This window comes from Variovorax sp. JS1663, from assembly GCF_002157355.1.
Lineage (GTDB): Bacteria > Pseudomonadota > Gammaproteobacteria > Burkholderiales > Burkholderiaceae_C > Variovorax.
The window spans coordinates 1-25,233 of the sequence record NZ_LYMK01000052.1 but is presented as its reverse complement, the minus strand read 5'-3'; the positions used below and the strand labels follow the sequence as shown (position 1 = coordinate 25,233).

The window sequence follows — 25,233 nt, the reverse complement described above, 5'->3', positions numbered from 1 at the left end:
GACTCAGTACCCGGCGGCGAGGCCATCACGGCGCGAGTCGCTCGCCGCCACGTAGCCCTCGACGGACGGATCGCCCGCGCGCCAGATGAACTGGCCGGCGCCGAAGTCCTGGTAGGAGTCGTTGATCACCTCGACCTTGTGGCCCAGCGCCTGCAGGCCGTGCACGACCTCGGGCTTCATCGCGGCCTCGGCATTGATCTCCAGGCCGTGGTTGAAGCGCCAGCGCGGCGCGTCGCAGGCCGTCTGCGGCGCTTGGCCGTGGTCGAGCATGCGCACCAGCGTCTGCATGTGGCCCTGCGGCTGCATGTTGCCGCCCATCACGCCGAAGCTCATCACCGGCTGGCCGTCCTGCGTGAGGAAGGCGGGGATGATGGTGTGGAAGGGACGCTTGCGCGGCTCCACCGCGTTGGGGCTCTTCGCATCCAGGCTGAAGCCGTGGCCGCGGTTCTGCAGGCTGATGCCGAAGGTGGGCTCCACGCAGCCCGAGCCGAAGCCCATGAAATTGCTCTGGATGAAGCTGACCATCATCCCGCTCTCGTCAGCCGCCGTGAGGTAGATGGTGCCGCCCTTGATCGGATTGCCGGCCTTGAAGTCCTGCGCCTTGTTCACGTCGATGAGTTTGGCACGCGAGGCCAGGTATGCGTCATCGAGCATTTGCAGCGGGGACACCTCCATCGACGATGGGTCCGACACGAAGCGGTAGGTGTCGGCGAAGGCCAGCTTCATCGCCTCGATCTGCAGGTGCTGCGAAGCGACCGAGTCGACCGGGATCGAGCCCAGGTCGAAGTGCTTGAGGATGCCCAGCGCGATCAGCGCCGCGATGCCCTGGCCGTTGGGCGGCATCTCGTGCAGCGTGTAGCCGCGGTAGTCCTGCGCGATGGGCGCGACCCATTCGGGCCTCCAGTTGGACAGGTCGCGCACCGTGAGGGCACCGCCGTGCGCGGCGCAGAACTTCTCCATCGCCTCCGCGATCTCGCCGCTGTAGAAGGCATCGCCCTTGGTCGCGCCGATGGCCTTGAGCGCGCGCGCCGCGGAAGGGAAGCGGAACAGCTCGCCGACCTCGGGCGCGCGGCCCCAGGGCAGGAAGGCCTCCGCGAAGCCCGGCTGCGATTTCAGCAGCGGCGTGGCCGCGGCCCATTTCTGCTGCACCACCGGCGGCACCACGTACCCCCGCTCGGCGATCTCGACGGCCGGCGCCATCAGGTCCTCGAAGCCGAGCTTGCCGAAATGCTCGGACAGTTCCACCCACGCACGCACCGCGCCGGGCACGGTCACCGAATCGATGCCGCGCTGCGGCGGCGTGCGGGCGTCCTTGCCGTACTTGCGCTGGAAGTACTCCGGCGACCAGGCGGCGGGCGAGCAGCCCGAGGCGTTGAGTCCGTGCAACTGCTCGCCGTCCCACAGGATGCAGAAGGCGTCGCTGCCCAGGCCGTTGCTGACCGGCTCGACCAGCGTCATCACCGCGGCGGTGGCGATGGCCGCGTCGACCGCGTTGCCGCCCTGCTGCAGGATGCGCAGGCCGGCCTGCGCCGCGAGCGGGTGCGAGGTCGACACGACATTGCGCGCGAAGACGGGGATGCGGGTGGAGGTGTAGGGGTTGGCGTAGTCGAACTTCATGGCTCAATCACTCGTGATCTTCCGGTCGATGATGATCTTTTTCCACTTGGCGGCGTCCTGCGCCACCATCGCGGTGAACTGCGCGGGCGTGCCGCCGGCCGGCGTGATGCCCAGCTTGGAGAGCTTGTCGCGCACCTCGGGGTCGCGCACCGCCTCGTTGGCGGCGGCGTTGATTTTCGCCACGATGTCGGCCGGCAGGTCCTTCGGGCCATAGAGGCCGAACCAGGTGCTCGACTCGAAGCCCGGCAGCACGTCGGCGATGGCCGGCAACTCGGGCGCGAGCGGGCTGCGCTTCAGCGAGGTCACGCCCAGGGCGCGCAGCCGGCCGTCGCGCACGTGCGGCATGCCGGTGGGCAGCGAATCGAAGAGCACGTCGACCTTGCCGCTGATCAGGTCGGGAATCGCCAGTGCCGTGCCCTTGTAGGGGATGTGCGTGACGAACACGCCGGCCTGGGACTTGAAGAGCTCGGCCGTGAGCTGCACGATGGTGCCGTTGCCGCTGGAGGCGTAGTTGAGCTTGCCGGGGTTCTTCTTCGCGTAGTCGATCCACTCGCGCACCGTCTTGGCCGGCGAGCTGTTGGGCACCAGCATGATGCTCGGTGCATCGCCCACGTGCGCGATGGGCGCGAAGTCGCGCACCGTGTCGTAGGGCAGCTTCGGGTTGATCGCCGGGCCGATCGAATGCGTGCTGGTGGTGGCCAGCAGCAGCGTGTAGCCGTCGGCCGGCGCCTTGGCCGCGAGGTCGGAGCCGATGGCGCCGCCGGCGCCCGGCTTGTTGTCGATGACCAGCGTGCTGCCGAGCTTCTCGCCCATCTTCTGCGACAGGGTGCGGGCGAGGAGGTCGGTGGCGCCACCGGCCGGGAAGGGCACGACCAGCCGGATGGGCTTGGCGGGGTAGGCCTGCTGCGCAAAGGCCGCGGGCAAGGCGGCAGCGCACAGCGCGAGCGCGCCCGCGCGGAGGAAGTGGGTTCTTTTCATGGGAATCGATTTTGCCGGGTAGGCCCAAGGCTAGTTGAAAAGCACAAAGGCCGCCCGAGGGCGGCCTTTGCTGGAGCCTGGGGAGCTCAGTCCTCGACGAAGGCTTCCTGCCGCTTGGACTTGACGGCGGGCAACAGCACGATCACCACCATCAGCGCCGCCGCGATCAGCAGCCCGGCCGAGATCGGCCGCGTAACGAACACGCTCCACGACCCGCGCGACAGCAGCAGCGCGCGCCGCAGGTTCTCTTCCATCATCGGCCCCAGGATCAGGCCCAGCAGCAGCGGCGCCGGCTCGCAGCCCAGCTTGATGAAGAGGTAGCCGATGACGCCGAAGATCGCGACCAGCCACACGTCGAAAGTGTTGTTGTTGGTCGAGTACACGCCGATCGCGCAGAACAGCACGATGGCGGGGAACAGCCAGCGGTACGGAATGGACAGCAGCTTGATCCAGATGCCGATCAGCGGCAGGTTCAGGATGATCAGCATCAGGTTGCCGATCCACATGGAGGCGATCAGGCCCCAGAACAGCTCGGGGTTGCTGGTCATCACCTGCGGGCCGGGCTGGATGTTGTGGATGGTCATCGCACCCACCATCAGCGCCATCACCGGGTTGGGCGGGATGCCCAGGGTCAGCAGCGGGATGAAGGAGGTCTGCGCGCCGGCGTTGTTGGCCGCCTCGGGGCCGGCCACGCCGCGGATGTTGCCCTTGCCGAACGGCACTTCGCCGGGCTTGAGCTTCAGCTTCTTTTCCATCGTGTAGGCCGCGAAGGCCGACAGCAGCGCGCCGCCGCCGGGCAGGATACCGAGCGCACAGCCCAGGGTCGTGCCGCGCAGCACGGCAGGAAAGCCGTTCTTGAAGTCTTCCTTGGTCGGCCAGAGGTGATGCACTTCGGAAGTGAACACCTGGCGGTCTTCCTCGGGGCGCGAGAGGTTGGCGATGATTTCGCCGTAGCCGAACACGCCCATCGCGATCACGATGAAGCCGATGCCGTCGGTGAGCTCCGGGATGTCGAAGGAGAAGCGCGCCACGCCCGAATTCACGTCGGTGCCCACCAGGCCGATCAGGAGGCCCAGCACGATCATGCAGATCGCCTTGAGCAGCGAGCCCGAGGCCAGCACCACGGCACCGATCAGGCCCAGCACCATCAGCGAGAAGTACTCGGCCGGGCCGAACTTGAAGGCCAGCTCGGTCAAGGGCGGCGCGAAGGCGGCCAGGATCAGCGTGCCCACGCAGCCGGCGAAGAAGGAGCCCAGGCCGGCCGCCGCGAGCGCGGCACCTCCCCGCCCCTGCTTGGCCATCTGGTGGCCGTCGATCACGGTCACCACCGAGGACGATTCGCCCGGCAGGTTGACCAGGATGGCGGTGGTGGAGCCGCCGTACTGCGAGCCGTAGTAGATGCCGGCCAGCATGATCAGCGCGGCCACCGGCGGCAGCGCGTAGGTGGCCGGCAGCAGCATGGCGATGGTGGCCACCGGGCCGATGCCGGGCAGCACGCCGATCAGCGTGCCCAGCAGGCAGCCGACGAAGGCATAGATGAGGTTCTGCAGCGTGAACGCCGCGGTGAACCCGATGGAGAGGTTGTTGATCAGTTCCATGGCGCGGTCGCTCTCAGCCGGTGATGAAGGTAGGCCAGACCTGGAACTGCAGCTTGAGCGCGACCACGAAGGCCACGTAGCTGCCGACAGCCAGGATCGTGGCAAGGATCAGGCTCGACTTGAAGCTGTAATGCTCGCCGGCCAGGCCGGCGATCAGCACCAGCGCGTAGATGGCGGCGATCAGGCCCATGGCCGGCAGGCCGATGCTGGGCAGGCCGCCCAGCAGGATGCCGAAGAGCAGGTTGGCGCCGATGATGAAGGCCAGCGGGCGCCAGGCGATGCTGCCGACCGGCTCGCCATCCACCGTCTCGATGCTCAGCGACGTGAAGATCACGACCGCGCCCAGGACCGCCAGCAGGATGCCCAGCATCAGCGGAAAGTAGCCCGGGCCCATGCGCGCGCCGGTGCCCACGTTGTAGGCCGTCGCTCCCCAGCCGAAGGCAATGCCGACGACGGTGAACATCAGGCCCGCGAAAAAGTCCTTCTGACTTTTGATCTTCACGAACTGTCCCCTTGGTATTTTCGAACAGCGGATTGTGGGGTCAGCTTCCGGTCAGGTTCGATGTGGATACCACCTAGCGAAGAGCTAGGGTTATCCCGGGGCGCGAGGCAGTGCGCGGCGCTATTCGAGCGGCGGCGTGGCGCTCAGGACTTCGTCGACGGTGGTCAGTCCCTCGGCCACGCGCAGGGCGCCGGCCAGGCGCAGCGGGCGCATGCCGTCGGCCACGCCCTGGCGGCGCAGGGCGCCCACGTTGGGCTCCTTGTTGACCAGGGTCTTGAAGGGCTCGCTGATGGTCAGCAGTTCGTACAGGCCCATGCGGCCGCGGTAGCCCGTCATGCGGCAATCGACGCAGCCCACCGGCTTGTAGGCGCGCACCGAGCCGGTGATCTGCCAGGGCTTGACGAACTCGCCGAGCTGCTCGCGCGAGACGCTCTCGTCGGGCGCCTTGCAGTGCGGGCACAGGGTGCGCACCAGGCGCTGGGCCAGCACGCCGAGCATGGTGGCGTTGATCAGGTAGTTGGGCACGCCGAGTTCCATGAGCCGCGTGATGGCGCTGGGCGCGTCGTTGGTGTGCAGGGTGCTGAACACCAGGTGCCCGGTGAGGGCGGCCTGCACCGCCATCTCGGCAGTGGCGAGGTCGCGGATCTCGCCCACCATGATGATGTCCGGGTCCTGCCGCATCAGCGCACGCAGGCCCTCGGTGAAGCCGAAGTCCAGCTGCGGCTGCACCTGCGTCTGGTTGAAGGAGGGCTCGATCATCTCGATCGGGTCTTCCACCGTGCTGACGTTGACCTCTTCGGTCGCCACCCGCTTGAGCGTGGAATAGAGCGTGGTGGTCTTGCCCGAGCCGGTCGGCCCGGTCACCAGGATGATGCCGTGCGGCCGCGTCACCAGTTGCTCCCAGCGCTGCGCGTCGTGCTGCGCGAAGCCCAGCGCATCGAGGTCCTTGACCGCGGTGTCGGGGTCGAAGATGCGCATCACCATCTTCTCGCCGAAGGCGGTGGGCAGGGTCGACAGGCGCATCTCGATCTCGTCGCCGCGGATGTTGCGGGTCTTGATGCGGCCGTCCAGCGGACGGCGCTTCTCGACCACGTCCATGCGGCCCAGGAGCTTGATGCGCGAGACCATCGCGTTCATCACGCCCATCGGCATCTGGTAGGCCGGGTGCAGCACGCCGTCGATGCGGAAGCGGATCACGCCCTGGTCGCGCCGCGGCTCCAGGTGGATGTCGCTGGCGCGCTGGTCGAAGGCGTACTGCCACAGCCAGTCGACCACCTGCACCACGCTCTGGTCGTTGGCGTCGAGCTGCTTGTTGCTCTTGCCCAGTTCGACCAGTTGCTCGAAGCTGGCGCCGCCGGCGCTGCCGCCGGCCTTCTGCGCCGCGCGCACCGACTTGGCCAGCGAGAAGAACTCGGCCGTGTAGCGCTGAATGTCGGTCGGGTTCGCGACCACGCGCCGCACCGTGCGCCGCGCCTGGCGCTCGACCTCTGCGATCCAGTCGGTGAGGAAGGGCTCGGCCGTGGCCACCACCACCTCGGCCGGCGTCACCTGCACCGGCAGCACCTTGTGGCGCTCGGCATAGGCCGCACTCATGGTGTCGGCCACCTTGCCCACGTCGACCCGCAGCGGATCGATGCGCAGGTACGCCAGTCCGGCGCGGCCGGCCAGCCATTCGGTGAGCATTTCCAGGTCCAGCGGCTTGCCGTCGGCCCGGCGCGTCATCGCAACGTTTGCCAGGCGGACCAGCGGCGGCTGGCGGCTCTCGGCCTGGGCGCAGCGCGCCATCGTGCGCTTGGCCTCCTCCGGCGAGATCACGTGGTCCTTGGCGAGCCACTCGATCAGGTGGCGCAGTTGCAGCGGGCCTTCGTGTCGGGACGGCGGTGGCGATGCGGGCGAGGAAACGGCGCTCATGGCTCGGCAAGGTATTTGAAGACCCGCAGCCATTTCGGCGCGGGCAGGCCCCAGCGAGTCTGGATGCTTTGGGCGCGCTCGGCAAGCGCGCTGCGCTTCGGCCGCGACGGGGTGCGCTGGGCCAGCACGATGGTGTTGCCCTCGCGCGTCGGACGGAAGGCCCAGAGCGCTTTCTCGCCGAATGCGGCGGAGATCTTCTCGAGGCTGCGCTCGAAGCTGGAGGAGCGGCCGAAGAGGTTGACCGTCATGCAGCCGTCCTCGGTCAGCAAGCGCCGGCAGTCGGCGTAGAACGCCTCGCTGTCGAGCACCGGCGCCGCGGCCTCGTGGTCGTAGAGGTCGACCTGCAGCGCATCCACCGTGCCCTGCCACTCGGCCTTGCGGATCTCGGCCTGCGCATCGGCGATCACCACGCGCAGCTTGGCATCGTCGGCCGGCAGCTTGAACCAGCCGCGGCAGGCCGCCACCACCTGCGGGTTGAGTTCGATCGCGGTGGTGCGCATGCGCAGCGTCTTGCGGCAGAACTTGGTGAGGCTGGCCGCGCCCAGGCCGAGCTGCATGGCGTGGCGCTTCGGCACCTCGGCCGGCTCCGCGAAGAGCAGCCAGGCCATCATGCGCTGCACGTACTCGAGCTCGATCTCGAAGGGGGCGTCCAGCTTCATCGAGCCCTGGACCCATTCGGTGCCCAGGTGCAGATAGCGTACGTCCCCGAAATCGGAGAAGTTGACCTCGGGCAGGCTTCGCTTCATGGTGGCACGGACAACTGCACGGGAAGGTATTGCGCGATCACTTCGCGCCACGCCGCCGCCTTGCGCTCGAGGTTCCAGGTCGCATGGGCCGGGCTGGACGAAGGCAGGCGATGGACCGGCACGCCCAGGCTGCGGGTGTGGCGCGCATGCTTGAAGCTCTCGCCGCCGTTGTGCGCGATCGCGGCCAGGGCGGGCAGCCGCAACGCGGCGATGTCGTTGGGCACGGCATCGCGGATGGCCGAATCGAGGCTGCCGCTGCGCGTGCACTGCCCGTACACGTCCCACAGGCCCAGGCCATGGGCAAGCAGCCATTCGCTACGCTTTTGATAGCTGTCAGGCCCCATGGGGAGCGCGTCGTGGGGCCAGAGGGCTTGCAAGATTCTCCAGAATTGGTTCTGCGGGTGCGCATAATACTGCCGCTGCGCGAGCGACCGGACGCTCGGGAAGCTGCCGAGGACCAGCACCACGGTTGCTTTCGAGACCATCGGCGCCAGCCCCGTGAGCACGCGCGCCTGCGCGGCTTCCGGAAGCCCGTCACACGAGTCCATCACACTCGCCGGTTTGGGGGCCGACCGGCATCTGAGAGGAGAAGAAGTTGAACACGGAAGCGATCTGGGTTTTTCTGACGACGCAAGGCGCGGATTTTGGCTTGAAAATCATCGGCGCCCTCGTGGCCTGGGGCATCGGCCGCTGGCTGATCAGCCTGTCGCAGCGCATCGTGGCCAAGGCGCTCGACCGCGGCAAGCGCATGGACCCGACGCTGAGCCAGTACCTGGTCTCCATCCTGGGCGTGCTGCTCAACATCGTCCTGATCCTGGCGATCCTGGACCTGTTCGGCGTGCGCACCACCTCCTTCGCGGCGCTGCTGGCCGGCGCCGGCCTGGCCATCGGCACGGCCTGGGGCGGGCTGCTCACCCACTTCGCCGCCGGCGTTTTCCTGCAGGTGCTGCGGCCCTACCGGGTGGGCGACTTCGTGAGCGTCGGCGGCGTCACCGGCACGGTCAGGGAACTGGGGCTCTTCGGCACCACGCTGATCCTGCCCGACAACGCGGTCTGCACGGTGGGCAACAACAAGGTGCTGTCGGACACCATCACCAACTTCAGCCAGCTCCAGTGGCGCCGGGTCGACGTGACGGCGAAAGTGGCGAACGGCGTGGACGTCAACGAGGCCATCGAACTGCTGAAGACGGCGGTGCGGCAGATTCCCAACGTGTCGACCGAGCAGGCGCCCGATGTCGAGATCCTGGAGTTCACGCCCGAGGGGCCCCTGCTCGCGGTACGGCCGTACACGCATACCGATCACTACTGGCAGGTGTACTTCGACACCCACCGCGCGATCGTGAGGACCTTCGGCGCCGCCGGCTACCCGACGCCCGAGACGCCGATCGCCCACCGCACCATCACGCCGCCACCGGTACCGGCCGCGACGTAGCAAGAAAAAACCCGCCGATGGCGGGTTTTTTCTTCGCCTGCGGACCCGTCAGGATCAGGGCTTCTTCGCGGCCTCGTTCTGCGGCGTGCCCGGGATCTTCTCGCCGATCTTGTCCCCGACCTGGCGGGTCTTGTCGGCGGCGGCCGTCGCCGTGTTGCTCACCGCGGTGCCGGCCTTGCCGGCGGTGTTCTCGGTAGCATCCACCGCCTTGCCGGTGCCGCGCTTGGTGGCGTTCCAGGCCTTCTTGCTGGTGGTCTTGGTGGACTTCCAGGCCTTCTTGGCACCGCTCTCGGTCGCGTTCACGGCCTTCTTGGTTCCGCTCTTGGTGGCGTCCCAGGCCTTTTCGCCGGTGTTCTCTACCTTCTCGACCGTGGTCGGCTGGGCCGGCTGGGTCTGGGCGGCGGCCGGCAGCGCCACGGCGGCGAAGGCCAGGGCCAGGGCGGCAGGAACGATGCGAATGGATTTGTTCATTTGGGAAGCTCCTTTGCAATGTTGGAGTGACGAACTTGCCACTAGGCCTGAACGATCACCCGGGATGCAAGGATGACAAAAAAATTGCCCGCCGGCAGCCGCCCCTGCAACTTGCGACCTCGGCCTACGCCCGCTGCGGCATCCGCGACTACAGCCGCATCAGCGAAGACAGACGCGGCAGGGCAGCGATCGCATTGCGGGTGGTCGCTTCAGCCAGTTCCCGCATCGTGATGCCGCGCAGGCCCGCCACCACCTCGGCGATGCGCGGCAGTTCGCCGGGATCGTTGCGTCCCTGCGGCTCGCCGGCAGCCCGCTGCGCCTGGGTGCGGTAGAGCCACTGCGGCGGGATGTCGGGCGAGTCGGTCTCCAGAACGATCGCGTCGAGGGGCAATTCCGCCGCGAGCCTGCGCAGCTGCAGGGCACGCTCGAAGGTCACAGCGCCGCCGAAGCCCAGCTTCAGTCCGAGCTCGATGCAGGCCTGCGCCTGCTGCATGCTGCCGTTGAACGCATGGGCGATGCCGCGCCAGCCGCCGGACGGCACCAGATGGCGCAGGTGCCGCAGCACCTGGTCCACCGAACGGCGCACGTGAATGATCACCGGCAGCGCGTGTCTGCAGGCCAGTTGCAACTGGTTGTGAAAGACATGCGCCTGCTTCTCGGCATCGAGACCCGGCACGAAATAGTCGAGTCCGATTTCGCCCACCGCCACCAGCCGCGGGTCGTCGTGCCGCGCCTCGAGCTCCGCGTCGAGCCGCGCCAAGTCCGTGTCGTCGGACTCAGGGGTGCACAGCGGATGGATGCCTAGCGCGTAGGCGTCGTCCTGCGCGTGTGCGAGGTCACGCACCCGTGTGAAGTTGGTGGACGCCACCGCCGGAATCACGCACAGCTGCACATTGCGCTGCGCCGCCCGCGCCCGGATGGCGGGCATCTCGTGGCCGAACTCGGGCGCGTCGAGGTGGCAGTGGGTATCGACGAGGGCGTACATCCAAAGATGATGCCCGAACGCGAGCAGGAGCGCGGAAAGCGTGCTACCGTGACACTCACACTCACACGCGTGGACTTTTAGCCGGAGGTGTCCCGATGCGCAGGCCAGCTTTCTACAGCCGCTCGCCCCGCACGCCGCTGGAGGCAGCGGCCGATGACGGGACGCCCGAGGCGCCCGGCACGCCGGCGGATGCCGCCGCTGCGGCCCCCGCCGCCACCGCGCCCAAGGCGCGCTGGCAACCCGGCAGGCGCAGCCTCGCCCTGCTGCTGGCGGTCGTGGTCGGCGCGTCGGCCACCGCCATCGCGACTTGGCCGCGCCAGAACATCCGCCAGTACACGCAGAAGGACATCGACGCGGCCGTGCTGCGCACCCTGCAGACCGCCACCCTCCCCTCGCCCTATGCCAAGGCGGCCGAGATCATCCGCCCCTCCGTGGTGCGCGTGGTGGGCTACGGCCCCGAGAAGAAGACGCCCGAGGCCCAGACCCAGAAGCAGGGCCGCAACATGGCCAAGGGCAAGGCGCCCGACGCCGACGAGGCGGCGCCCGGCGAGGTGGAGCGCGGCGTCGGCACGGGCGTGGTGATCGTCGACAAGGGCATCATCCTGACCAACCTGCACGTGGTCGCAGGCGCCGAGAAGATCAAGGTCACCTTCGCCGACGGCCTGGAGGCGCCCGCCGTGATCACCGGTGTGCAGCCCGAGAATGACCTGGCGGTGCTGCAGGCGCAGAAGCTGCCGGACGATCTGATCCCGGCGACCATGCGCTCCACCGCCGACCTGCAGTCCGGCGACATGGTGGCCGCGGTCGGCTTCCCCTTCGGCATCGGCCCTTCGGTTTCGGGCGGCGTGGTCTCGGGCCTCAAGCGCTCCTTCCGCTCGCCCGAGGGCAAGCAGGAGCTGGGCAACCTGATCCAGTTCGACGCCGCCGCCAACCCGGGCAACTCGGGCGGGCCGCTGATCAACATGAACGGCGAGGTGCTGGGCATCGTCACCGCCATCCTCAACCCGACGCAGCAGCGCACCTTCATTGGCATCGGATTTGCAGTGCCGATCGAGAACGCCGCGTCCGCCGCCGGTTCGCCGCCTTTCTGAAAAAGGTCCGCGAACCCGTTTTCCAGTTCCAACGACGAAAGCACCGCATGAGCACGGAAACCGAAGCGACACCCCCCGCCTCCGCCAACACCACCGCCGAGCTGATGGAGCAGATCCTCTACCAGGTCAAGCGCGTCGTCGTCGGCCAGGATCGCTTCCTGGAACGCGTGATGGTGGCGGTGCTGGCGGGTGGTCACCTGCTGGTGGAAGGCGTGCCCGGGCTGGCCAAGACGCTGACGGTGAAGACGCTGGCCGATGCCATCCGCGGTCAGTTCAAGCGCATTCAGTTCACGCCCGACCTGGTGCCGGCCGACCTGGTCGGTACGCGCATCTACAACCAGAAGACCGGCGAGTTCAGCACCTCGCTCGGCCCGGTGTTCGCCAACCTGCTGCTGGCCGACGAAATCAACCGCGCGCCGGCCAAGGTGCAGAGCGCGCTGCTCGAGGTGATGCAGGAGCGCCAGGTCACCATCGCCGGCGAGACGCACAGGGTGCCGCGCCCCTTTCTCGTGATGGCGACGCAGAACCCGATCGAGACCGAGGGCACGTACCCGCTGCCGGAGGCGCAGGTCGACCGCTTCATGATGAAGGTGCTGGTCGACTACCCCACCGATGAGGAAGAGTTCGTGATCGTCGAGCGCGTGATCGGTCCGGTGGTCGAGGCCGCCCCGGTCGCCACCACCGAGCAGTTGGCGGCGCTGCAGGCCGAGGCGCGGCAGGTGTACGTCGACCCCTCGCTGATCCAGTACGCGGTGCGGCTGGTGTCCGCCACCCGCACGCCCGAGCGCCATGGCCTGAAGGACATGCGCCGCTTCATCACCTACGGCGCCAGCCCGCGCGCCAGCATCAACCTGACCGAGGGCGCGCGCGCCCTGGCCCTGCTGCGCGGCCGAAGCTATGCGCTGCCCGAGGACATGACGGCCCTGGTGCCCGACGTGCTGCGGCACCGCGTGACGCTGTCGTACGAGGGCCTGTCCGAAGGCCTCACGCCCGACAGCCTGATCGACCGCATCATGCGTGCCGTCCCGCCGCCGGCCAAGCCGCTGGAACATGAAAAGCTGGTGGCCTAGCCGCCGCCCCGCGGCCAACGACGAGCGACCGGCCCTCGAGGCCGCCGCGGGCGGCGCCGAGCGCGCGCTGCGCCGGCTCGAGTGGACAGTGATCCGCCGCCTCGACGGCCTGCTGCAGGGCGACTACCGCACGCTGATGCGCGGCACTGGCCTGGACCTGGCCGACCTGCGCGAATACCAGCACCACGACGACGTGCGCCACATCGACTGGAACGTCACGGCCCGCCTGCAGACGCCGCACGTGCGCGTGTTCACCGAAGACCGCGAGATGGCCGCCTGGTTCGTCCTCGACCTGAGCCGCTCGGTGGACTTCGGCTCCGGCGTGAAGGCCAAGCGCGAGGTCTCGGCCGGCTTCGTCGGCGTGATTGCGCGCCTGCTCACGCGCCATGGCAACCGGGTCGGCGCGCTGGTCTACGGCAACGACGTGGAAGCCGTGATCCCGCCGCGCACCGGCCGCCGCCACGTGCTGTACCTGCTCGACGCGATGGAGCGCCGTTCGCACAGGAAGGAACGGCAGCCCGCCCAGAAGGGCATGACACGCCTGGCCGACCTGCTGAAGTCGGCGGCCATGCTGATGCCGCGCCGCTCCACCGTCTTCGTAGTCTCCGACTTCCTGTCCGAGCCGGGTTGGGATCGTCCGCTGGCGCAACTCGTGCAGCGCCACGAAGTCGTGGCGGTGCGCCTGTTCGATCCGCTCGAGCTGGAGATCCCCGACCTCGGCCTGGTGCCGCTCACCGATGCCGAGACCGGCGAACAGCTGTGGGTCGACACCCACGACGCGGGCTTCCGCAAGCGCTTCGCCCACCTCGCCGCCGAGCGCGAAACCCAGTTGCGCGAGACGCTGGCCAAGGCCGGTGTCGACACGCTCGAACTCTCGACCCAGGACGACCTGGTGCAAGCCATCGTGCGCTTCGCCGACATGCGCAAGCGCCGTGTGCGCGCCACCGGCTCGTCCCCTTCCAAGGCGGTGGCAGCATGACCTTCCTCTGGCCTCAATTCCTCTGGTTCCTGGCAGCGGTGCCGCTGCTGGTGCTGCTCTACGTCTGGCTCCTGCGCCGCAAGAAGAAGCTGGCCCTGCGCTACGCCAGCCTCTCGATCGTGCGCGAGGCGATGGGCGTGCGCCAGAGCGTGCGGCGCCACTTCCCGCCGCTGCTGTTCCTGCTGGCGATGGTCGCCATGCTGATCGCCGCCGCGCGGCCGATGGCGGTGGTGGTGCTGCCCTCCAACCAGCAGACCATCATCCTGGCGATGGACGTGTCGGGCAGCATGCGCGCAGCCGACGTGCAGCCCAACCGGCTGGTGGCCGCCCAGGAGGCGGCCAAGGCCTTCCTCAAGGACCTGCCGCGCCACGTGAAGGTGGGCATCGTCGCCTTCGCCGGCAGCGCCAACGTGGCGCAGCTGCCCACGACCAACCGGGAAGACCTGGTGCAGGCGATCGACTCCTTCCAGCTGCAGCGCGCCACGGCCACCGGCAACGCCATCGTCGTGTCGCTGGCCACGCTGTTCCCGGACCAGGGGATCGACGTCTCCAACTTCGGCCCGCAGGCAGCCAGCAACCGCCAGCGCGGCGTGCCGCTCGAGCAGTCCGGCAAGCCGCCGCCGAAGGAATTCACGCCGGTGGCGCCGGGCTCCTACACCTCGGCCGCCATCATCATGCTGACCGACGGCCAGCGCACCACCGGCGTCGATCCGCTGGACGCGGCCAAGGCGGCGGCCGAGCGCGGCGTGCGCGTCTACACGGTGGGCATCGGCACGGTGGACGGCGAGACCATCGGCTTCGAGGGCTGGTCGATGCGGGTGCGCCTGGACGAGGAAACGCTCAAGGCCATCGCCAACAAGACCCAGGCCGAGTACTACTACGCCGGCACCGCCGCCGACCTCACCAAGGTCTACAACACCCTGAGCTCCAGGCTCACGGTCGAGAAGAAGGAAACCGAGATCTCGGCCCTGTTCGCGCTCGGCGCCGCGGCGCTGGCGCTGCTGTCGGCCGGGCTGTCGCTGCTCTGGTTCAACCGCATCCTCTGAAGACGGTTCTGGGCGACACTGGCCCGATGTTCGATCTCAAAGACAAGACCGCCCTCGTCACCGGCGGCAACGGTGGCATCGGCCTCGGCATGGCCATGGGCCTGGCCCGGGCCGGCGCCCAGGTCGTGATCGCGGCGCGCAATGCCGGCAAGTCGGCCGCGGCCGTGGAGGCGCTGCGCGCGCTCGGCAGCGACAGCTTTTCACTGGCCGCGGACGTGACCGACGAAGACGCCGTGCAGAAGCTGTTCGACGACGTCGCACAGCGCTGCGGCCGGCTCGACATCCTCATCAACAACGCCGGCACCACCGTGCGCAAGCCGGTCGATCAGCTCCAGCTTGCCGAGTGGCACCAGGTGATGGACACCAACCTCACCAGCGCCTTCCTGTGCTGCCGCGCGGCCCACCCGCACCTGAAGAACGCCGGTGGCGGCAAGATCATCAACATCGGCTCGATGATGTCGATCTTCGGCGCGCCCTATGCGCCGGCCTACGGCGCCAGCAAGGGCGGCATCGTGCAACTGACCCGGGCCATGGCCGCGTCATGGGCTCCGGACCGCATCCAGGTCAACGCCCTGCTTCCGGGCTGGATCCGCACCGAGCTGACCGACGGCGCGCGCGCGCAAGTGCAGGGCCTGGAAGAGCGCGTGAACGCACGCACGCCCGCCGGCCGCTGGGGCCAGCCCGAGGACCTGGCCGGCATTGCCGTCTTCCTGGCCAGCCAGGCCTCGGACTTCGTGACCGGGACGGCGATCCCGGTGGACGGCGGTTATTCGATCACGGCCTGACGCCGCGGCACTCTCACGCTCTCAGTCCATCTGCATCAGGACGTCCCGCACCCGGTCCATCGATGGATCGATGTCTGCGGTCTCGATCGCGCCATAGCCCAGCATCAGCCCCTGGCGCGGCGGGCTGGATCGGTAGAAGGGATCGAGCGGGTAGAGCCCCACGTCCACCCGCCGTGCAAGCCGCAGCAGCAGGTCCATATCGAGCGTCTTGCGCGCCAGTGCCGCCATGTGGATCCCGGCGGTGGCCGGCACCCGCTCGAACCAGGGCGCGAGGTCGCCGTCGAGCCGCTGCATGAGACGCTCGCGCCGCTCGGCGTAGACCGCATGGCAGCGCCGCACATGCTTGTGAAGCTCGCCGTCCGCGATGAACTTCGCCAGCGCCCACTGGGCCTGAATCGAGGTGTGCCAATCGCTCAGGTGCTTGGCCACACCCACCGCCTGCAGGATGGCCGGCGGCGCAATCAGGTAGCCCAGGCGCAATTCGGGCGACAGTGTCTTCGAGAAGGTGCCCACGAAGGCCACCGTGCCCGCCTCGTCCATGCTCTGCAGCGAGTCGGTGGGCCGGCCTTCGTAGCGGAACTCGCAGTCGTAATCGTCCTCGATGACGAGCGCACCCAGCGCCTGCGCGCGGGCGAGCAGCGCCCGCCGGCGGCGTACGCTCATCGGCATGCCGAGCGGGAACTGGTGTGCCGGCGTCACGTAGACCAGGCGCGTGCCTTCGGGAATGAGGTCCACCTGCAAGCCCTCGGCATCGACCGGGATGCCCACCACTTGCGCGCCCTGCGCAGCGAACAGAAGCCGCGCCGGCGGGTAGCCAGGGTCTTCCACCGCCACCGTGCAACCCGGCTCGACCAGCACGCGTGCCACCAGGTCCAGTGCCTGCTGGGCGCCGTTGGTGACCACCACGTCTTCCATCCCGGCACGCACGCCGCGTGAAAAGGCCGCATGCCGCGCGATGGCCTCGCGCAGCACGGGCAGCCCTTCCGCCGCGCCGTACAGGCCGCGCGAACGTGCGCCCTGCCGCAGCGCGTGCAGCGCGCAGCGACGCCAGGCCGTGTGCGGAAACAAGGCATGCGCTGGCGCCCCGCCGATGTACTCGTAGCGCGAGCTGCCGGCAGGCTCGGGGTGGCGCAGCGGCGTGTCCATGCGGATCCAGCGCTCGGCCACCGCCGCACCGGCGAAGCGCGAGGCAGCCGTCGGCGCAGCGGCGGGCCGCACCGCTTCGGCGACGAAGGTGCCGCTGCCGACCCGGCCCACCAGCAGCTTGTCGAAAGTCAGCCGCGCATAGGCTTCCGAGACGGTCTTGCGCGACAGCCCGAGCTGCCCGGCCAGCAGACGCGAAGGCGGCAGCTTCTCGCCCGCGGCCAGGCGGCCGGCGCGGATCGCGTCCTTGAGTTGCCGGTACAGCTGCCCGGCCAGGTCCTTGTCGCCCTCGATGACGACGTGCAGCTCCATGCGATTGGCCTCCTGCGAATACCCCGGATTGGCTGCCAGCCACGGGGCCGGCCGTTTTTAGCATCGATCCATCAACCAACCACCGCAATGGAACACACCATGGAAGCACGCATCGATTTCTACAAGGCCTCGCCCGAGGCGCTGAAGGCCCAGATCGCCCTCGACGTCGCGGTCGGCAAGCTGGGCCTGGAGCCCGTCCTGCTCGACCTCGTCAAGCTGCGCGCCTCGCAGATCAACGGCTGCGCCTTCTGCATCGATCTGCATGCCAGCGATCTGCGCAAGCAGGGCGAGAGCGAGCGCCGCATCCAGACCGTCACGGTCTGGCACGAGGCGCCCTTCTTCACCCCGCGCGAGCGCGCCGCGCTGGCCTGGACCGAAGCCCTCACCCGGGTGGCCGACACCCACGCGCCGGATGCCGACTACGAGGCGCTGCGCGCCGAGTTCTCCGAGGCCGAGATGGTGAACCTGACGCTGGCCATCGGCCTGATCAACACCTGGAACCGGCTGTCGATCGGCTTTCGCAAGCAGCTCACGGCCTGAGGCCGCGGGGCTCAGTCCGCCAGCGCCTCCACGGTGAAGTCGAGCAGGCTGCGCAGCCGCGACAGCCGCTTCAGGTCCCGGTGGAAGCCGACCCAGACCTCGCGCGAGGGCGGCGATGCACCCAGGTCGAGTCGCACGACACCGGGCACGCGGTCGCCCAGCACGCAGGGCAGCACGGCCCAGCCGCCGCCCGACGCGCAGAACGCGGCCTGCACCTCGCGGTTGTTGCTGCGCAGGCCGATCTGCGCCCGCGGCAGCATGCGACGCAGCCACTGCACGTCGGGCATGGCCTCGAAGGCGCTGTCCATGGTGATGAGGAACGCGCCGCCACCGGCACCCGCCTCGGGCCTGGGCAGATGGGAGGCACCGTAGACCGCGTAGTCCATGCGCATGAGCCGGCGCTGCACGACCTCGGCGTCCTCGAAGCGGCGGATGCGGAACACCAGGTCGGCCTCGCGCCGCGCCAGGCTGAAGAGCCGCGCATCGGTCACGAGCTCGATGCAGACCTTCGGATGGGATTCCTGGAAGCGGGCGAAAACCGGCGCCAGCACGTGGACACCGAACCAGTCCGACGAGGAAACGCGCAGCAGCCCCTCCAGCTGCACCGCCTGCCCCTGCAGGCGCCGCTCGAAGCCGAGCGCCTCGTCCTCCATCCGTTGCGCGTGCGCCAGCACGGCCTCGCCCTCGTGCGTCAGCACGAAGCCTTCGGCACTGCGCTGGAACAGCGACTGGCCGAGCTGCGCCTCGAAGGCGCGCAGCCGCCGGCCGATGGTCGGCTGCGTCTGGCCCAGTGCGCGCGCGGCGGCGCCCAGCGAGCCCGCGCGGGCCACGGCGAGGAAGACCTTGATGTTGTCCCAGTCCATCAGCCGCAGCATACAAAAACGCATGGGCGTCGTGCTGTTTCATGGATTCCCATGCGCTATCGAAAAGCGAACACTGGAGGCCTTCGCAACACAGACAGGAGTTCCAGAGATGAACAAGCAGCCCGATCCGATGCGTGCACTGATGGTGGAGCACGCGGACGCCCCTTTTTCCGAGGTCCGCCTTCCGAGGCCGGTGGCCGGTGCCGGCGAGGTGCTGGTGCGCATCGTGGCCAGCGGCGTCAACCCGCTGGACACCAAGATCCGCGCCGGCCAGGCGGCCCATGCGCGGCAGCCGCTGCCGGCCGTCCTCGGCATGGACCTCGCGGGCGTGGTGGTGGCCACCGGTGCCGGCGTCACGCGCTTTCGCGCAGGCGACGAGGTCTATGGCATGGCGGGCGGCGTCGGCGGCCTGCAGGGCACGCTGGCCGACCATGCGGCGGTCGATGCCGACCTGCTCGCCCTGAAGCCCCGGAACCTCACGATGCGCGAGGCCGCTGCCTTGCCGCTGGCCGTCATCACCGCCTGGGAAGGGCTGGTGGACCGGGCGCAGGTGCGCGCCGGCCAGAAGGTCCTGGTGCACGGCGGCGCGGGCGGTGTCGGGCACGTGGCGGTGCAGCTCGCACGCGCACGCGGCGCCGAGGTCTTCGCCACCGTCGCCGGGGACCACGCCGCGCTCGTCGAACGCTACGGCGCAGTCGCCATCGACTACCGCGCGATGCCGGTCGCGCAGTACGTGGAGCGCTTCACCGGCGGCCAGGGCTTCGACGTGGTGTTCGACACCGTGGGCGGCACGACCCTGGATGCGTCCTTCGAGGCCGTACGGCCCTACACAGGGCACGTGCTCAGCATCCTCGGGTGGGGCACGCACGCGCTGGGGCCCTTGTCCTTCCGGGCGGCGACCTATTCCGGGGTCTTCACGCTGAGGCCCATGCTGACCGGCACGCAGCGCGCCCACCATGGCGAGATCCTGCGCGAGGCGACGCAACTGGCGGAGGCGGGCCTGCTGCTGCCGCGGCTGGACGAGCGCCGCTTCGACTTCGGCAATGCACTGCTGGCGCACGAGCTGGTCGCGCAGGGCCGCGCGAACGGCAAGGTCGTGGTGGACGTCGACGCCGAGCGCTGAAGGCGCTCCGCCGGGCCTTCAGGCCGGCGGCGGCGCCGCGCCCTGCTGCACCGCACGCCAGAAGGCCTCCGCCGCCCGCGGCAGCTTGCCCGGCGCGCGGAACAGCCGGATTTCCATGGCCACGCGCCAGGGCACATCGCCGGCGGGCAGCAGGCGTCCGTCGGCCAGCTCGGCCTCGATCAGGCTGCGCGGCAGCCAGGCCACGCCGCGCGATTCCAGCGCCATGGTCTTGAGCACCGTGGCGAGGTGGGCCGTCAGCACCACACTGGTGGCCATCGCCTCGAGCCGCGCGCCCAGCACGGCGCGCACGATGCGGCCCAGGCCGGACTCGGCGCTGTAGAGCAGCAGGGGCACGCGCGCCGCGCCGTTGGCTTCGAGCGCGTGGGCCGGCCGGCCGGGCTGGCCCGGCGCCGACACCGGCACCAGCTCGTCGATGCCCACCACGCAGGAGGGATAGTCGGCCGCCTCCAGCCGGCCATGGACCTGCGGGTGGCCATGGCACAGCAGGAACTGCGTGCGCCCCTGCAGCATCAGGCCCTCGCACTGCTGCATCACGTCCGACATCAGCTGCATCGGCCCGGCGGGCTCGCCGGGCGCCAGGCCGCGCAGCCAGCCCGGCATGAAGGTCAGCGACAACGCGTGGGTCGCGGCGATGCGCAGCGTGGCGGAGCTCGCATCGGCCACCGCGCGCGCCTCGTCGGGCACGCGCGCCACGCGCTGCAGGATCTCCTGCGCCACCGCACGGAACCATTCGCCCGTCTCGGTCAGCGTGGCCGGATGGCTGGTGCGATCAATCAGCACCACCCCCAGCCATTCCTCCAGCGCGCGGATGCGGCGGCTGAAGGCCGGCTGCGTCATGTGCCGCTCCTCGGCCGCGCGCGAGAAGTTGCCCGTCGCGGCCAGGGCCAGGAAGTCCTCGAGCCATTGGAAGTTCATGGGCGGTGCTTTGGCGGCATACAAGAAGAGAAAAGGGGCATTGGCCTTTCGGACGCGGCCCGACGACCATTCAGCCAAGGACGCATCACGCCAGTCCGCAGATCCATCAACCCAGGAGACCTCATGCCCACCATCCAGAATTATCGGGGGATCATTCCCGCCATCGCCTGCCCCTTCACGCCGGACTTCCGCATCGACGAGGCCGAGCTGCGCCGCCATGCGTCGTGGCTGGCTTCGCAGCCCGGCGTGGTGGCAGTGATGACCAACGGCCACACCGGCGAGGTGTTCTCGCTGACCGCGAAGGAGCGCGCCGAGGTCACGCGCATCGTGGCCAGCGAGCTCGAGGGCCGGCTGCCGGTGATCTCGTCCATCGTGTGCGAAGGCATCCAGGAGGCGAAGGAGCACGCCCGCCTGGCGCGCGATGCCGGCGCCCGCGCGCTGGACGTGATGCCACCGCACCACTGGCTGCGCTTCGGCTTCCGCGCCGGGCACGTCACCGACTACTTCGAGGCCATCGCGGAGGCCTCCGGCCTGGACCTGGTCGCCCACGTGTACCCGGCCTGGACGCGCGCGGCCTACTCGTCCGCCACCCTCGCCACGCTGGCGAAGCTGCCCTATGTGCAGGCCTTCAAGGTCGGCCAGCGCGACATGAACAAGTACGCGAGCGACATCAAGGCGATCCGCGAGGCCGATGCCTCCAAGGCCATCCTCACCTGTCACGACGAGTACCTGCTCGCCTCCATGGTGCAGGGCGTCGACGGCGCGCTGGTCGGCTTCGCCACCTTCATCCCCAGCCTGATCAACGACCTCTGGGAGGCGGTGAAGGCCGGCGACCTGAAGAAGGCCATGCAGGTGCAGGCGCTGATCACGCCGCTGAAGGACGCGGTCTACGGCGGCGGCGAGCCCACCGGCGAGGCCCATGCCCGCATGAAGGCCGGCATGTACCTGGCCGGTGTGATCCAGGCGCCCACGGTGCGCCCGCCCACCGAGGCGCCGACCGATGCCGAGATGCAGGCCCTGCGCGCCGCGCTGGACAACGCCGGCCTGCTGCAGCGCTGAACGCCGTGATCACCACCATGCAACGCAGACACTTCGCGCGCTGCGCGCTCTCCGCCGCCCTGCTGGGGCTGGCCGGCACCACGGCCTTCGCCCAGGCGTGGCCGGGCAAGCCGATCACCATGATCATCCCCTTCCCGCCCGGCGGCACGCTGGACACGGTGGGCCGCATGCTGGCGCAGAAGCTCGGCGAGCAGCTGGGCCAGAGCGTGGTGGTGGACAACCGCGCGGGCGCGGGCGGCGCCATCGGCTCTGCCGCGGTGGCACGCGCGGCACCCGACGGCTACACGCTGCTGTTCAGCCCCTCGACCTTCACCACCACGCCGATGGTGGTGAAGAGCACGCCCTACGACGTGGTGCGCGACTTCCAGCCGGTCGCGCTGGTGGCCAAGGCGCCGCTGTCGGTCGCGGTCAACAAGAACCTGCCGGTGAACGACATCAAGGGATTGATCGCGTATGCCAAGGCGAACCCCGGCAAGCTGAGCTTCGCCATCGGCTCCTCGGCATCGGCCGGGCACCTGTCGACCGAGATGCTCAAGCGCGCGAGCGGCATCGAGTACCTGGTGGTGCCCTACAAGGGCTCGGGCCCGGCCTACCAGGACCTGATCGGCGGCCAGATCGACGGCTTCGTCGACCCGGTGCTGGGCTCGGTGCAGTACGCGAAGGGCGGCATGCTGAAGGTGCTGGCCGTGACCTCCAAGTCGCGCATCGCCAGCATGCCCGACACGCCGACCGTGGGCGAGACGCTCCCGGGCTACGAGTCCTACAGCTGGTACGGCCTGTGGGCACCGGCGAAGATGCCGCAGGACATCGCGAAGCGGCTCAACGCCGAGGTCAACAAGGCGCTCGCCGCGCCGGAGATCAAGGACAAGCTCACCAGCCAGGGCCTGCTGCTGACCCCGGGCAGCATCGCCGACTTCGCGGCCTTCCAGAAGGAGGACATGGCGCGCTCGGCCAGGATCATCGCGGAGGCGAACATCCGTGCCGAATAGCAGCCCCCACGCCCTGGTGACCGGCAGCAGCTCGGGCATCGGCCTGGCGATCGCACTGGCCTTGCTCGATGCGGGCTGGCGCGTCACCGGCTTCGACCGCGCCGCGCCCGCGCTGCTGCACGAGGCCTTCGCGCCGGTGCAGGTCGATCTCTCGGACGGCGCGGCCACCGATGCGGCGGCGCGCGGGCTCGATGGCGTCTCGGCCTTCGTGCATGCCGCCGGTGTGCTGCGCGTCGGCCGGCTCGGCGCGCTCGATGCGGCCGGTGGCGCGCTGATGTGGCGGCTGCACGTGGAGGCGGCCACGCGCCTGGCCGACGTGCTGGTGCCGCGCATGGCCGAGGCCGGCCACGGCCGCGTGGTGATCGTCGGCAGCCGCGTCGCGCAGGGCAAGGCGGGGCGCAGCCAGTACGCGGCCTCGAAGGCCGCCCTGGTCGCGCTGGCGCGCAGCTGGGCGGCGGAGGTGGCGCCGCGCGGCGTGACCGTGAACGTGGTGTCGCCCGCAGCCACGCAGACCGCCATGACCGCCGACCCGTCGCGCGCTTCCGAGGCGCCGGTGCTGCCGCCCATCGGCCGGCTGATCCGGCCCGAGGAGATCGCCGCGCTCGTGCGCTTTCTGCTCTCGTCCGAGGCCGATGCCATCACCGGCCAGGACATCCAGATCTGCGGCGGCTCGTCGCTGCCGCGCTGAACACATTCTTTGAAGAGGGACCCCATGAAGATCGTCGACATCCGCGAAGAAACCAAGCCCATCAAATCGAACATCCGCAATGCGTACATCGACTTCTCGAAGATGACGCTGAGCCTGGTCGCCGTGGTCACCGACGTGATCCGCGACGGCAAGCCGGTGGTGGGCTACGGCTTCAACTCCAACGGCCGCTACGGACAGGGCGCGCTGATCCGCGAACGCTTCCGCCCGCGCCTGCTCGAGGCCGCCCCCGACTCGCTGCGCGACGCCGAGCGCGACAACCTCGACCCGCACAAGGTCTGGGCCACCATGATGAGCAACGAGAAGCCCGGCGGCCACGGCGAGCGCTCGGTGGCGGTGGGCACCATCGACATGGCTGTGTGGGACGCCGTCGCCAAGATCGAGGGCAAGCCGCTCTTCCAGCTGCTGGCCGAGCGCTACGGCAACGGCAAGGCCGAGCGCAAGGTCTTCGTGTATGCCGCCGGCGGCTACTACTGGCCGGGCCAGGGCATCGAGGGCCTCGAGCGCGAGATGCGCAGCTACCTCGACCGCGGCTATTCCGTGGTCAAGAAGAAGATCGGCGGCGCCTCGCTGGCCGAGGACTGCAAGCGGATCGAGGCCGTGCTCAAGCTGCTCGGCCCGGGACAGAAGTTGGCCGTGGATGCCAACGGGCGCTTCGACCTGAAGACCGCCGTTGCCTATGCCAAGGCCCTGTCGCAGTACGACCTGTTCTGGTACGAGGAGGCCGGCGATCCGCTCGACTACGCGCTGCAGGCCGAACTGGCCCAGCACTACGCCGGGCCGATGGCGACCGGCGAGAACCTGTTCTCGATGCAGGACGCGCGCAACCTGATCCGCTACGGCGGCATGCGGCCGGACCGCGACTGGCTGCAGTTCGACTGTGCGCTGAGCTACGGGCTGGTCGAGTACCTGCGCACGCTCGACATGCTGAAGGAGAACGGCTGGTCGCCCTCGCGCTGCGTGCCCCACGGCGGACACCAGATGTCGCTGGCGATCGCGGCCGGTCTGGGGCTCGGCGGCAACGAGTCGTATCCGGACCTGTTCCAGCCCTACGGCGGCTTTCCGGACGGCGTCAAGGTCGACAACAGCTACGTCGTGCTGCCGGAGCTGCCGGGCATCGGCTTCGAGGGCAAGGCCGATCTCTACGCCGAGATGCGGGCGCTCGCGGCCTGAAAGCCTGAGAGGCTGTCAGCGCCACTGCAGCAGAAGCGACCAGGGAGCGCGGCTCATGTGACGGTCGACGCAGCCCGGCGTTCCAGCCTCGCAGCCCCGGTAGTCCGGATCGAGCAGCCGGGTGCCGCGTGCGAAGGCGAGCCGGCGCAAGGTGACGGACTGCAGCACGTTGCCACCCACCGCATCGAAGCCCTTCGCATCGACCGCAACCACCACGTCGCAGTGCATCGGCAGCGCCGCACCGCCCGTGGGCCGCGTGGCCAGGATGCGGCCGATGGCCTCGAAGCTGGCGACACCCGCCTCGTCGCTGCGCGCGTGGCAGACCAGGTCCCCGACGCGCGGCGGCGTGCGCGCCGGGTCGCAGGCGCGCAGCGCGAAGGGATTTGACTGGCCCTGCGCCTCGTCGATGCCGGCCTGCCACGCAGCGCCCGCATAGTCGGCATGCGCTTCCGAGAACACGAACTCGCCCGGGCCGAGCCCGGCCTCGCGCGCCAGCCAGCTGAGGAAGGCGGCGGACCAGGGCGTGTCGATGACGGCCACGCGGTCGAGTGCGGTCTGCACGGCGCGCAGGTCCTGCGCTTCGAGGCCCTGCGCCACGCCCGCGGCCCGGCTCAGGGCCTGCATCAGCAACGCGCGCGAAGCAGGGCGCAGCGCGCCGAAGCGCACGGCGGAAGGCAGGCGGCCGTCCGGCGAATTCACCGCCTGCCAGTAGCCGAGCACCCGCTGCCACGGCGCTGTCCCGCGCTCCGGGCCGCGCGCGTCCTCTCCCTCGGAATAGCCAGCCTCGATGAGCCGGCCTTCGGCATCCAGCGTCTGGCCGCCGAAAGCCAGGTGCTCGCGCCGGGCCGCGGCCGCCATGGCCAGGGCGCGCGGGCTGGGCGCGATGTGCAGGCTCGTGGCAAGGCAGGCGGCCGCGGCCGGGACAGCGGCCGCTGAAAGCAGCGCGGCAGCAAGCGCGGCCACGGCGGGGAAGCGCCATGGCACATGGGGTGGAGCATCGAAGAGCCGCATGCGGCGCGAGCATAAGCGGCTCTTACCGCCCTGGATGGGTCATGCCTTGCTTTGCGCGGAAACCGACCCAGCCTCCGTTCAGCACGGCAGCCTACCAGCGCACGCGCAGCCCCGCCGAGGCGTTGAGCTGCGACTTCGCCCGGGTGTCTCCACCCGAGGCCCACAGC

Annotated in this window: 25 protein-coding genes; 12 read left to right on the top strand and 13 right to left on the bottom strand. The window is 69.5% G+C overall.

Translation table 11 applies throughout. The annotated features are described in order from the left end of the window. Positions 1–3 precede the first annotated feature (3 nt). The 7 genes from A8M77_RS29740 to A8M77_RS29710 form a co-directional block, all read right to left on the bottom strand. The gene (locus A8M77_RS29740; protein WP_086925074.1) at positions 4–1,617 is read right to left on the bottom strand and encodes a gamma-glutamyltransferase family protein; all 1,614 of its coding nucleotides are present in this window, start codon (positions 1,615–1,617) and stop codon (positions 4–6) included. Positions 1,618–1,620: 3 nt separating this feature from the next. After that, on the bottom strand, positions 1,621–2,595 hold the full coding sequence (locus tag A8M77_RS29735; protein WP_086925073.1) for a tripartite tricarboxylate transporter substrate binding protein: 975 nt from the start codon (positions 2,593–2,595) through the stop codon (positions 1,621–1,623). A gap of 86 nt (positions 2,596–2,681) precedes the next feature. Then, the gene (locus tag A8M77_RS29730) at positions 2,682–4,193 is read right to left on the bottom strand and encodes a tripartite tricarboxylate transporter permease (RefSeq protein WP_086925072.1); all 1,512 of its coding nucleotides are present in this window, start codon (positions 4,191–4,193) and stop codon (positions 2,682–2,684) included. 13 nt (positions 4,194–4,206) lie between these two features. Beyond that, a complete protein-coding gene (locus A8M77_RS29725) occupies positions 4,207–4,695 on the bottom strand; it encodes a tripartite tricarboxylate transporter TctB family protein (protein WP_086925071.1) in 489 nt (162 codons plus the stop codon). A gap of 120 nt (positions 4,696–4,815) precedes the next feature. Beyond that, positions 4,816–6,606 (bottom strand): GspE/PulE family protein, encoded by a 1,791-nt coding sequence (locus tag A8M77_RS29720; protein ID WP_086925070.1) that lies wholly within the window; start codon positions 6,604–6,606, stop codon positions 4,816–4,818. Beyond that, complete coding sequence (locus A8M77_RS29715) at positions 6,603–7,352, bottom strand: spermidine synthase (protein WP_086925069.1); 750 nt, start codon at positions 7,350–7,352, stop codon at positions 6,603–6,605. The genes A8M77_RS29720 and A8M77_RS29715 overlap by 4 nt, the downstream gene beginning before the upstream one ends. Continuing rightward, the gene (locus tag A8M77_RS29710) at positions 7,349–7,900 is read right to left on the bottom strand and encodes a DNA-deoxyinosine glycosylase (protein WP_086925068.1); all 552 of its coding nucleotides are present in this window, start codon (positions 7,898–7,900) and stop codon (positions 7,349–7,351) included. Before A8M77_RS29710 ends, A8M77_RS29715 begins: the two co-directional genes overlap by 4 nt. Before the next feature lie 47 nt (positions 7,901–7,947). Here A8M77_RS29710 and A8M77_RS29705 point away from each other — a divergent pair, with 47 nt between their 5' ends. Then, positions 7,948–8,784 (top strand): mechanosensitive ion channel family protein, encoded by an 837-nt coding sequence (locus A8M77_RS29705; RefSeq protein ID WP_086925067.1) that lies wholly within the window; start codon positions 7,948–7,950, stop codon positions 8,782–8,784. A gap of 54 nt (positions 8,785–8,838) precedes the next feature. Here A8M77_RS29705 and A8M77_RS29700 read toward each other — a convergent pair whose 3' ends face one another. After that, a complete protein-coding gene (locus A8M77_RS29700; RefSeq protein WP_086925066.1) occupies positions 8,839–9,255 on the bottom strand; it encodes a hypothetical protein in 417 nt (138 codons plus the stop codon). Between the two features lie 148 nt (positions 9,256–9,403). Then, positions 9,404–10,240: a TatD family hydrolase gene (locus A8M77_RS29695; protein WP_086925065.1), complete on the bottom strand. Its 837-nt coding sequence runs from the start codon at positions 10,238–10,240 to the stop codon at positions 9,404–9,406. 95 nt (positions 10,241–10,335) lie between these two features. On the opposite strand from A8M77_RS29695, the gene A8M77_RS29690 reads away from it, so the two are divergent. Genes A8M77_RS29690 through A8M77_RS29670 form a run of 5 tightly spaced genes read left to right on the top strand, consistent with a single transcriptional unit; the run spans position 10,336 to position 15,211 of the window. Then, entirely contained in the window at positions 10,336–11,331 is a 996-nt protein-coding gene (locus tag A8M77_RS29690; protein WP_086925064.1) for a S1C family serine protease, read from the top strand. Positions 11,332–11,378: 47 nt separating this feature from the next. Further along, positions 11,379–12,401, top strand: a complete 1,023-nt coding sequence (locus tag A8M77_RS29685) for an AAA family ATPase (RefSeq protein ID WP_086925063.1) — start codon at positions 11,379–11,381, stop codon at positions 12,399–12,401. After that, positions 12,382–13,380, top strand: coding sequence for a DUF58 domain-containing protein (locus A8M77_RS29680; RefSeq protein ID WP_086925062.1), 999 nt, complete (start codon positions 12,382–12,384; stop codon positions 13,378–13,380). The genes A8M77_RS29685 and A8M77_RS29680 overlap by 20 nt, the downstream gene beginning before the upstream one ends. Continuing rightward, complete coding sequence (locus A8M77_RS29675) at positions 13,377–14,426, top strand: VWA domain-containing protein (RefSeq protein WP_086925061.1); 1,050 nt, start codon at positions 13,377–13,379, stop codon at positions 14,424–14,426. Before A8M77_RS29680 ends, A8M77_RS29675 begins: the two co-directional genes overlap by 4 nt. Positions 14,427–14,452: 26 nt before the next feature. Further along, entirely contained in the window at positions 14,453–15,211 is a 759-nt protein-coding gene (locus A8M77_RS29670; RefSeq protein WP_086925060.1) for an SDR family NAD(P)-dependent oxidoreductase, read from the top strand. Between the two features lie 21 nt (positions 15,212–15,232). On the opposite strand, the gene pdxR is transcribed toward A8M77_RS29670, so the two are convergent. Further along, positions 15,233–16,666, bottom strand: coding sequence for a MocR-like pyridoxine biosynthesis transcription factor PdxR (gene pdxR, locus A8M77_RS29665; protein ID WP_086925059.1), 1,434 nt, complete (start codon positions 16,664–16,666; stop codon positions 15,233–15,235). A 99-nt stretch (positions 16,667–16,765) separates the two neighbouring features. Here pdxR and A8M77_RS29660 point away from each other — a divergent pair, with 99 nt between their 5' ends. Then, entirely contained in the window at positions 16,766–17,206 is a 441-nt protein-coding gene (locus tag A8M77_RS29660) for a carboxymuconolactone decarboxylase family protein (RefSeq protein ID WP_086925058.1), read from the top strand. An 11-nt stretch (positions 17,207–17,217) separates the two neighbouring features. Here A8M77_RS29660 and A8M77_RS29655 read toward each other — a convergent pair whose 3' ends face one another. Next, entirely contained in the window at positions 17,218–18,093 is an 876-nt protein-coding gene (locus A8M77_RS29655; protein ID WP_238137024.1) for a LysR family transcriptional regulator, read from the bottom strand. Positions 18,094–18,178: 85 nt separating this feature from the next. Here A8M77_RS29655 and A8M77_RS29650 point away from each other — a divergent pair, with 85 nt between their 5' ends. After that, the gene (locus A8M77_RS29650; RefSeq protein ID WP_086925057.1) at positions 18,179–19,192 is read left to right on the top strand and encodes a zinc-dependent alcohol dehydrogenase family protein; all 1,014 of its coding nucleotides are present in this window, start codon (positions 18,179–18,181) and stop codon (positions 19,190–19,192) included. A gap of 18 nt (positions 19,193–19,210) precedes the next feature. On the opposite strand, the gene A8M77_RS29645 is transcribed toward A8M77_RS29650, so the two are convergent. Beyond that, complete coding sequence (locus A8M77_RS29645) at positions 19,211–20,128, bottom strand: LysR family transcriptional regulator (RefSeq protein ID WP_086925056.1); 918 nt, start codon at positions 20,126–20,128, stop codon at positions 19,211–19,213. A gap of 123 nt (positions 20,129–20,251) precedes the next feature. Here A8M77_RS29645 and A8M77_RS29640 point away from each other — a divergent pair, with 123 nt between their 5' ends. From A8M77_RS29640 to A8M77_RS29625, 4 genes are read left to right on the top strand one after another with little or no spacing between them, the layout of a single operon-like run. Further along, positions 20,252–21,187 (top strand): dihydrodipicolinate synthase family protein, encoded by a 936-nt coding sequence (locus A8M77_RS29640; protein WP_086925055.1) that lies wholly within the window; start codon positions 20,252–20,254, stop codon positions 21,185–21,187. Positions 21,188–21,204: 17 nt separating this feature from the next. Next, positions 21,205–22,176: a Bug family tripartite tricarboxylate transporter substrate binding protein gene (locus A8M77_RS29635; protein ID WP_086925089.1), complete on the top strand. Its 972-nt coding sequence runs from the start codon at positions 21,205–21,207 to the stop codon at positions 22,174–22,176. Next, the gene (locus A8M77_RS29630; RefSeq protein ID WP_086925054.1) at positions 22,166–22,864 is read left to right on the top strand and encodes an SDR family NAD(P)-dependent oxidoreductase; all 699 of its coding nucleotides are present in this window, start codon (positions 22,166–22,168) and stop codon (positions 22,862–22,864) included. The genes A8M77_RS29635 and A8M77_RS29630 overlap by 11 nt, the downstream gene beginning before the upstream one ends. Before the next feature lie 24 nt (positions 22,865–22,888). Further along, positions 22,889–24,055 (top strand): mandelate racemase/muconate lactonizing enzyme family protein, encoded by a 1,167-nt coding sequence (locus tag A8M77_RS29625; protein ID WP_086925053.1) that lies wholly within the window; start codon positions 22,889–22,891, stop codon positions 24,053–24,055. 15 nt (positions 24,056–24,070) lie between these two features. Here A8M77_RS29625 and A8M77_RS29620 read toward each other — a convergent pair whose 3' ends face one another. Continuing rightward, positions 24,071–25,066, bottom strand: a complete 996-nt coding sequence (locus tag A8M77_RS29620) for a DUF2272 domain-containing protein (RefSeq protein WP_086925052.1) — start codon at positions 25,064–25,066, stop codon at positions 24,071–24,073. Positions 25,067–25,233: the final 167 nt, after the last annotated feature.

Bases quoted from the DNA above. Each gene is read 5' to 3' on its own strand.
- A8M77_RS29670 (WP_086925060.1), top strand. From the start codon at position 14,453: ATGTTCGATCTCAAAGACAAGACCGCCCTCGTCACCGGCGGCAACGGT.
- A8M77_RS29740 (WP_086925074.1), bottom strand. From the start codon at position 1,617: ATGAAGTTCGACTACGCCAACCCCTACACCTCCACCCGCATCCCCGTC.
- A8M77_RS29640 (WP_086925055.1), top strand. From the start codon at position 20,252: ATGCCCACCATCCAGAATTATCGGGGGATCATTCCCGCCATCGCCTGC.
- A8M77_RS29650 (WP_086925057.1), top strand. From the start codon at position 18,179: ATGAACAAGCAGCCCGATCCGATGCGTGCACTGATGGTGGAGCACGCG.
- A8M77_RS29685 (WP_086925063.1), top strand. From the start codon at position 11,379: ATGAGCACGGAAACCGAAGCGACACCCCCCGCCTCCGCCAACACCACC.
- A8M77_RS29715 (WP_086925069.1), bottom strand. From the start codon at position 7,352: ATGAAGCGAAGCCTGCCCGAGGTCAACTTCTCCGATTTCGGGGACGTA.
- A8M77_RS29655 (WP_238137024.1), bottom strand. From the start codon at position 18,093: ATGCGTTTTTGTATGCTGCGGCTGATGGACTGGGACAACATCAAGGTC.
- A8M77_RS29645 (WP_086925056.1), bottom strand. From the start codon at position 20,128: ATGAACTTCCAATGGCTCGAGGACTTCCTGGCCCTGGCCGCGACGGGC.
- A8M77_RS29620 (WP_086925052.1), bottom strand. From the start codon at position 25,066: ATGCGGCTCTTCGATGCTCCACCCCATGTGCCATGGCGCTTCCCCGCC.
- A8M77_RS29675 (WP_086925061.1), top strand. From the start codon at position 13,377: ATGACCTTCCTCTGGCCTCAATTCCTCTGGTTCCTGGCAGCGGTGCCG.
- A8M77_RS29735 (WP_086925073.1), bottom strand. From the start codon at position 2,595: ATGAAAAGAACCCACTTCCTCCGCGCGGGCGCGCTCGCGCTGTGCGCT.
- A8M77_RS29660 (WP_086925058.1), top strand. From the start codon at position 16,766: ATGGAAGCACGCATCGATTTCTACAAGGCCTCGCCCGAGGCGCTGAAG.
- A8M77_RS29625 (WP_086925053.1), top strand. From the start codon at position 22,889: ATGAAGATCGTCGACATCCGCGAAGAAACCAAGCCCATCAAATCGAAC.
- A8M77_RS29720 (WP_086925070.1), bottom strand. From the start codon at position 6,606: ATGAGCGCCGTTTCCTCGCCCGCATCGCCACCGCCGTCCCGACACGAA.
- A8M77_RS29730 (WP_086925072.1), bottom strand. From the start codon at position 4,193: ATGGAACTGATCAACAACCTCTCCATCGGGTTCACCGCGGCGTTCACG.
- A8M77_RS29710 (WP_086925068.1), bottom strand. From the start codon at position 7,900: ATGGACTCGTGTGACGGGCTTCCGGAAGCCGCGCAGGCGCGCGTGCTC.
- A8M77_RS29695 (WP_086925065.1), bottom strand. From the start codon at position 10,240: ATGTACGCCCTCGTCGATACCCACTGCCACCTCGACGCGCCCGAGTTC.
- pdxR (WP_086925059.1), bottom strand. From the start codon at position 16,666: ATGGAGCTGCACGTCGTCATCGAGGGCGACAAGGACCTGGCCGGGCAG.
- A8M77_RS29690 (WP_086925064.1), top strand. From the start codon at position 10,336: ATGCGCAGGCCAGCTTTCTACAGCCGCTCGCCCCGCACGCCGCTGGAG.
- A8M77_RS29700 (WP_086925066.1), bottom strand. From the start codon at position 9,255: ATGAACAAATCCATTCGCATCGTTCCTGCCGCCCTGGCCCTGGCCTTC.
- A8M77_RS29635 (WP_086925089.1), top strand. From the start codon at position 21,205: ATGCAACGCAGACACTTCGCGCGCTGCGCGCTCTCCGCCGCCCTGCTG.
- A8M77_RS29680 (WP_086925062.1), top strand. From the start codon at position 12,382: ATGAAAAGCTGGTGGCCTAGCCGCCGCCCCGCGGCCAACGACGAGCGA.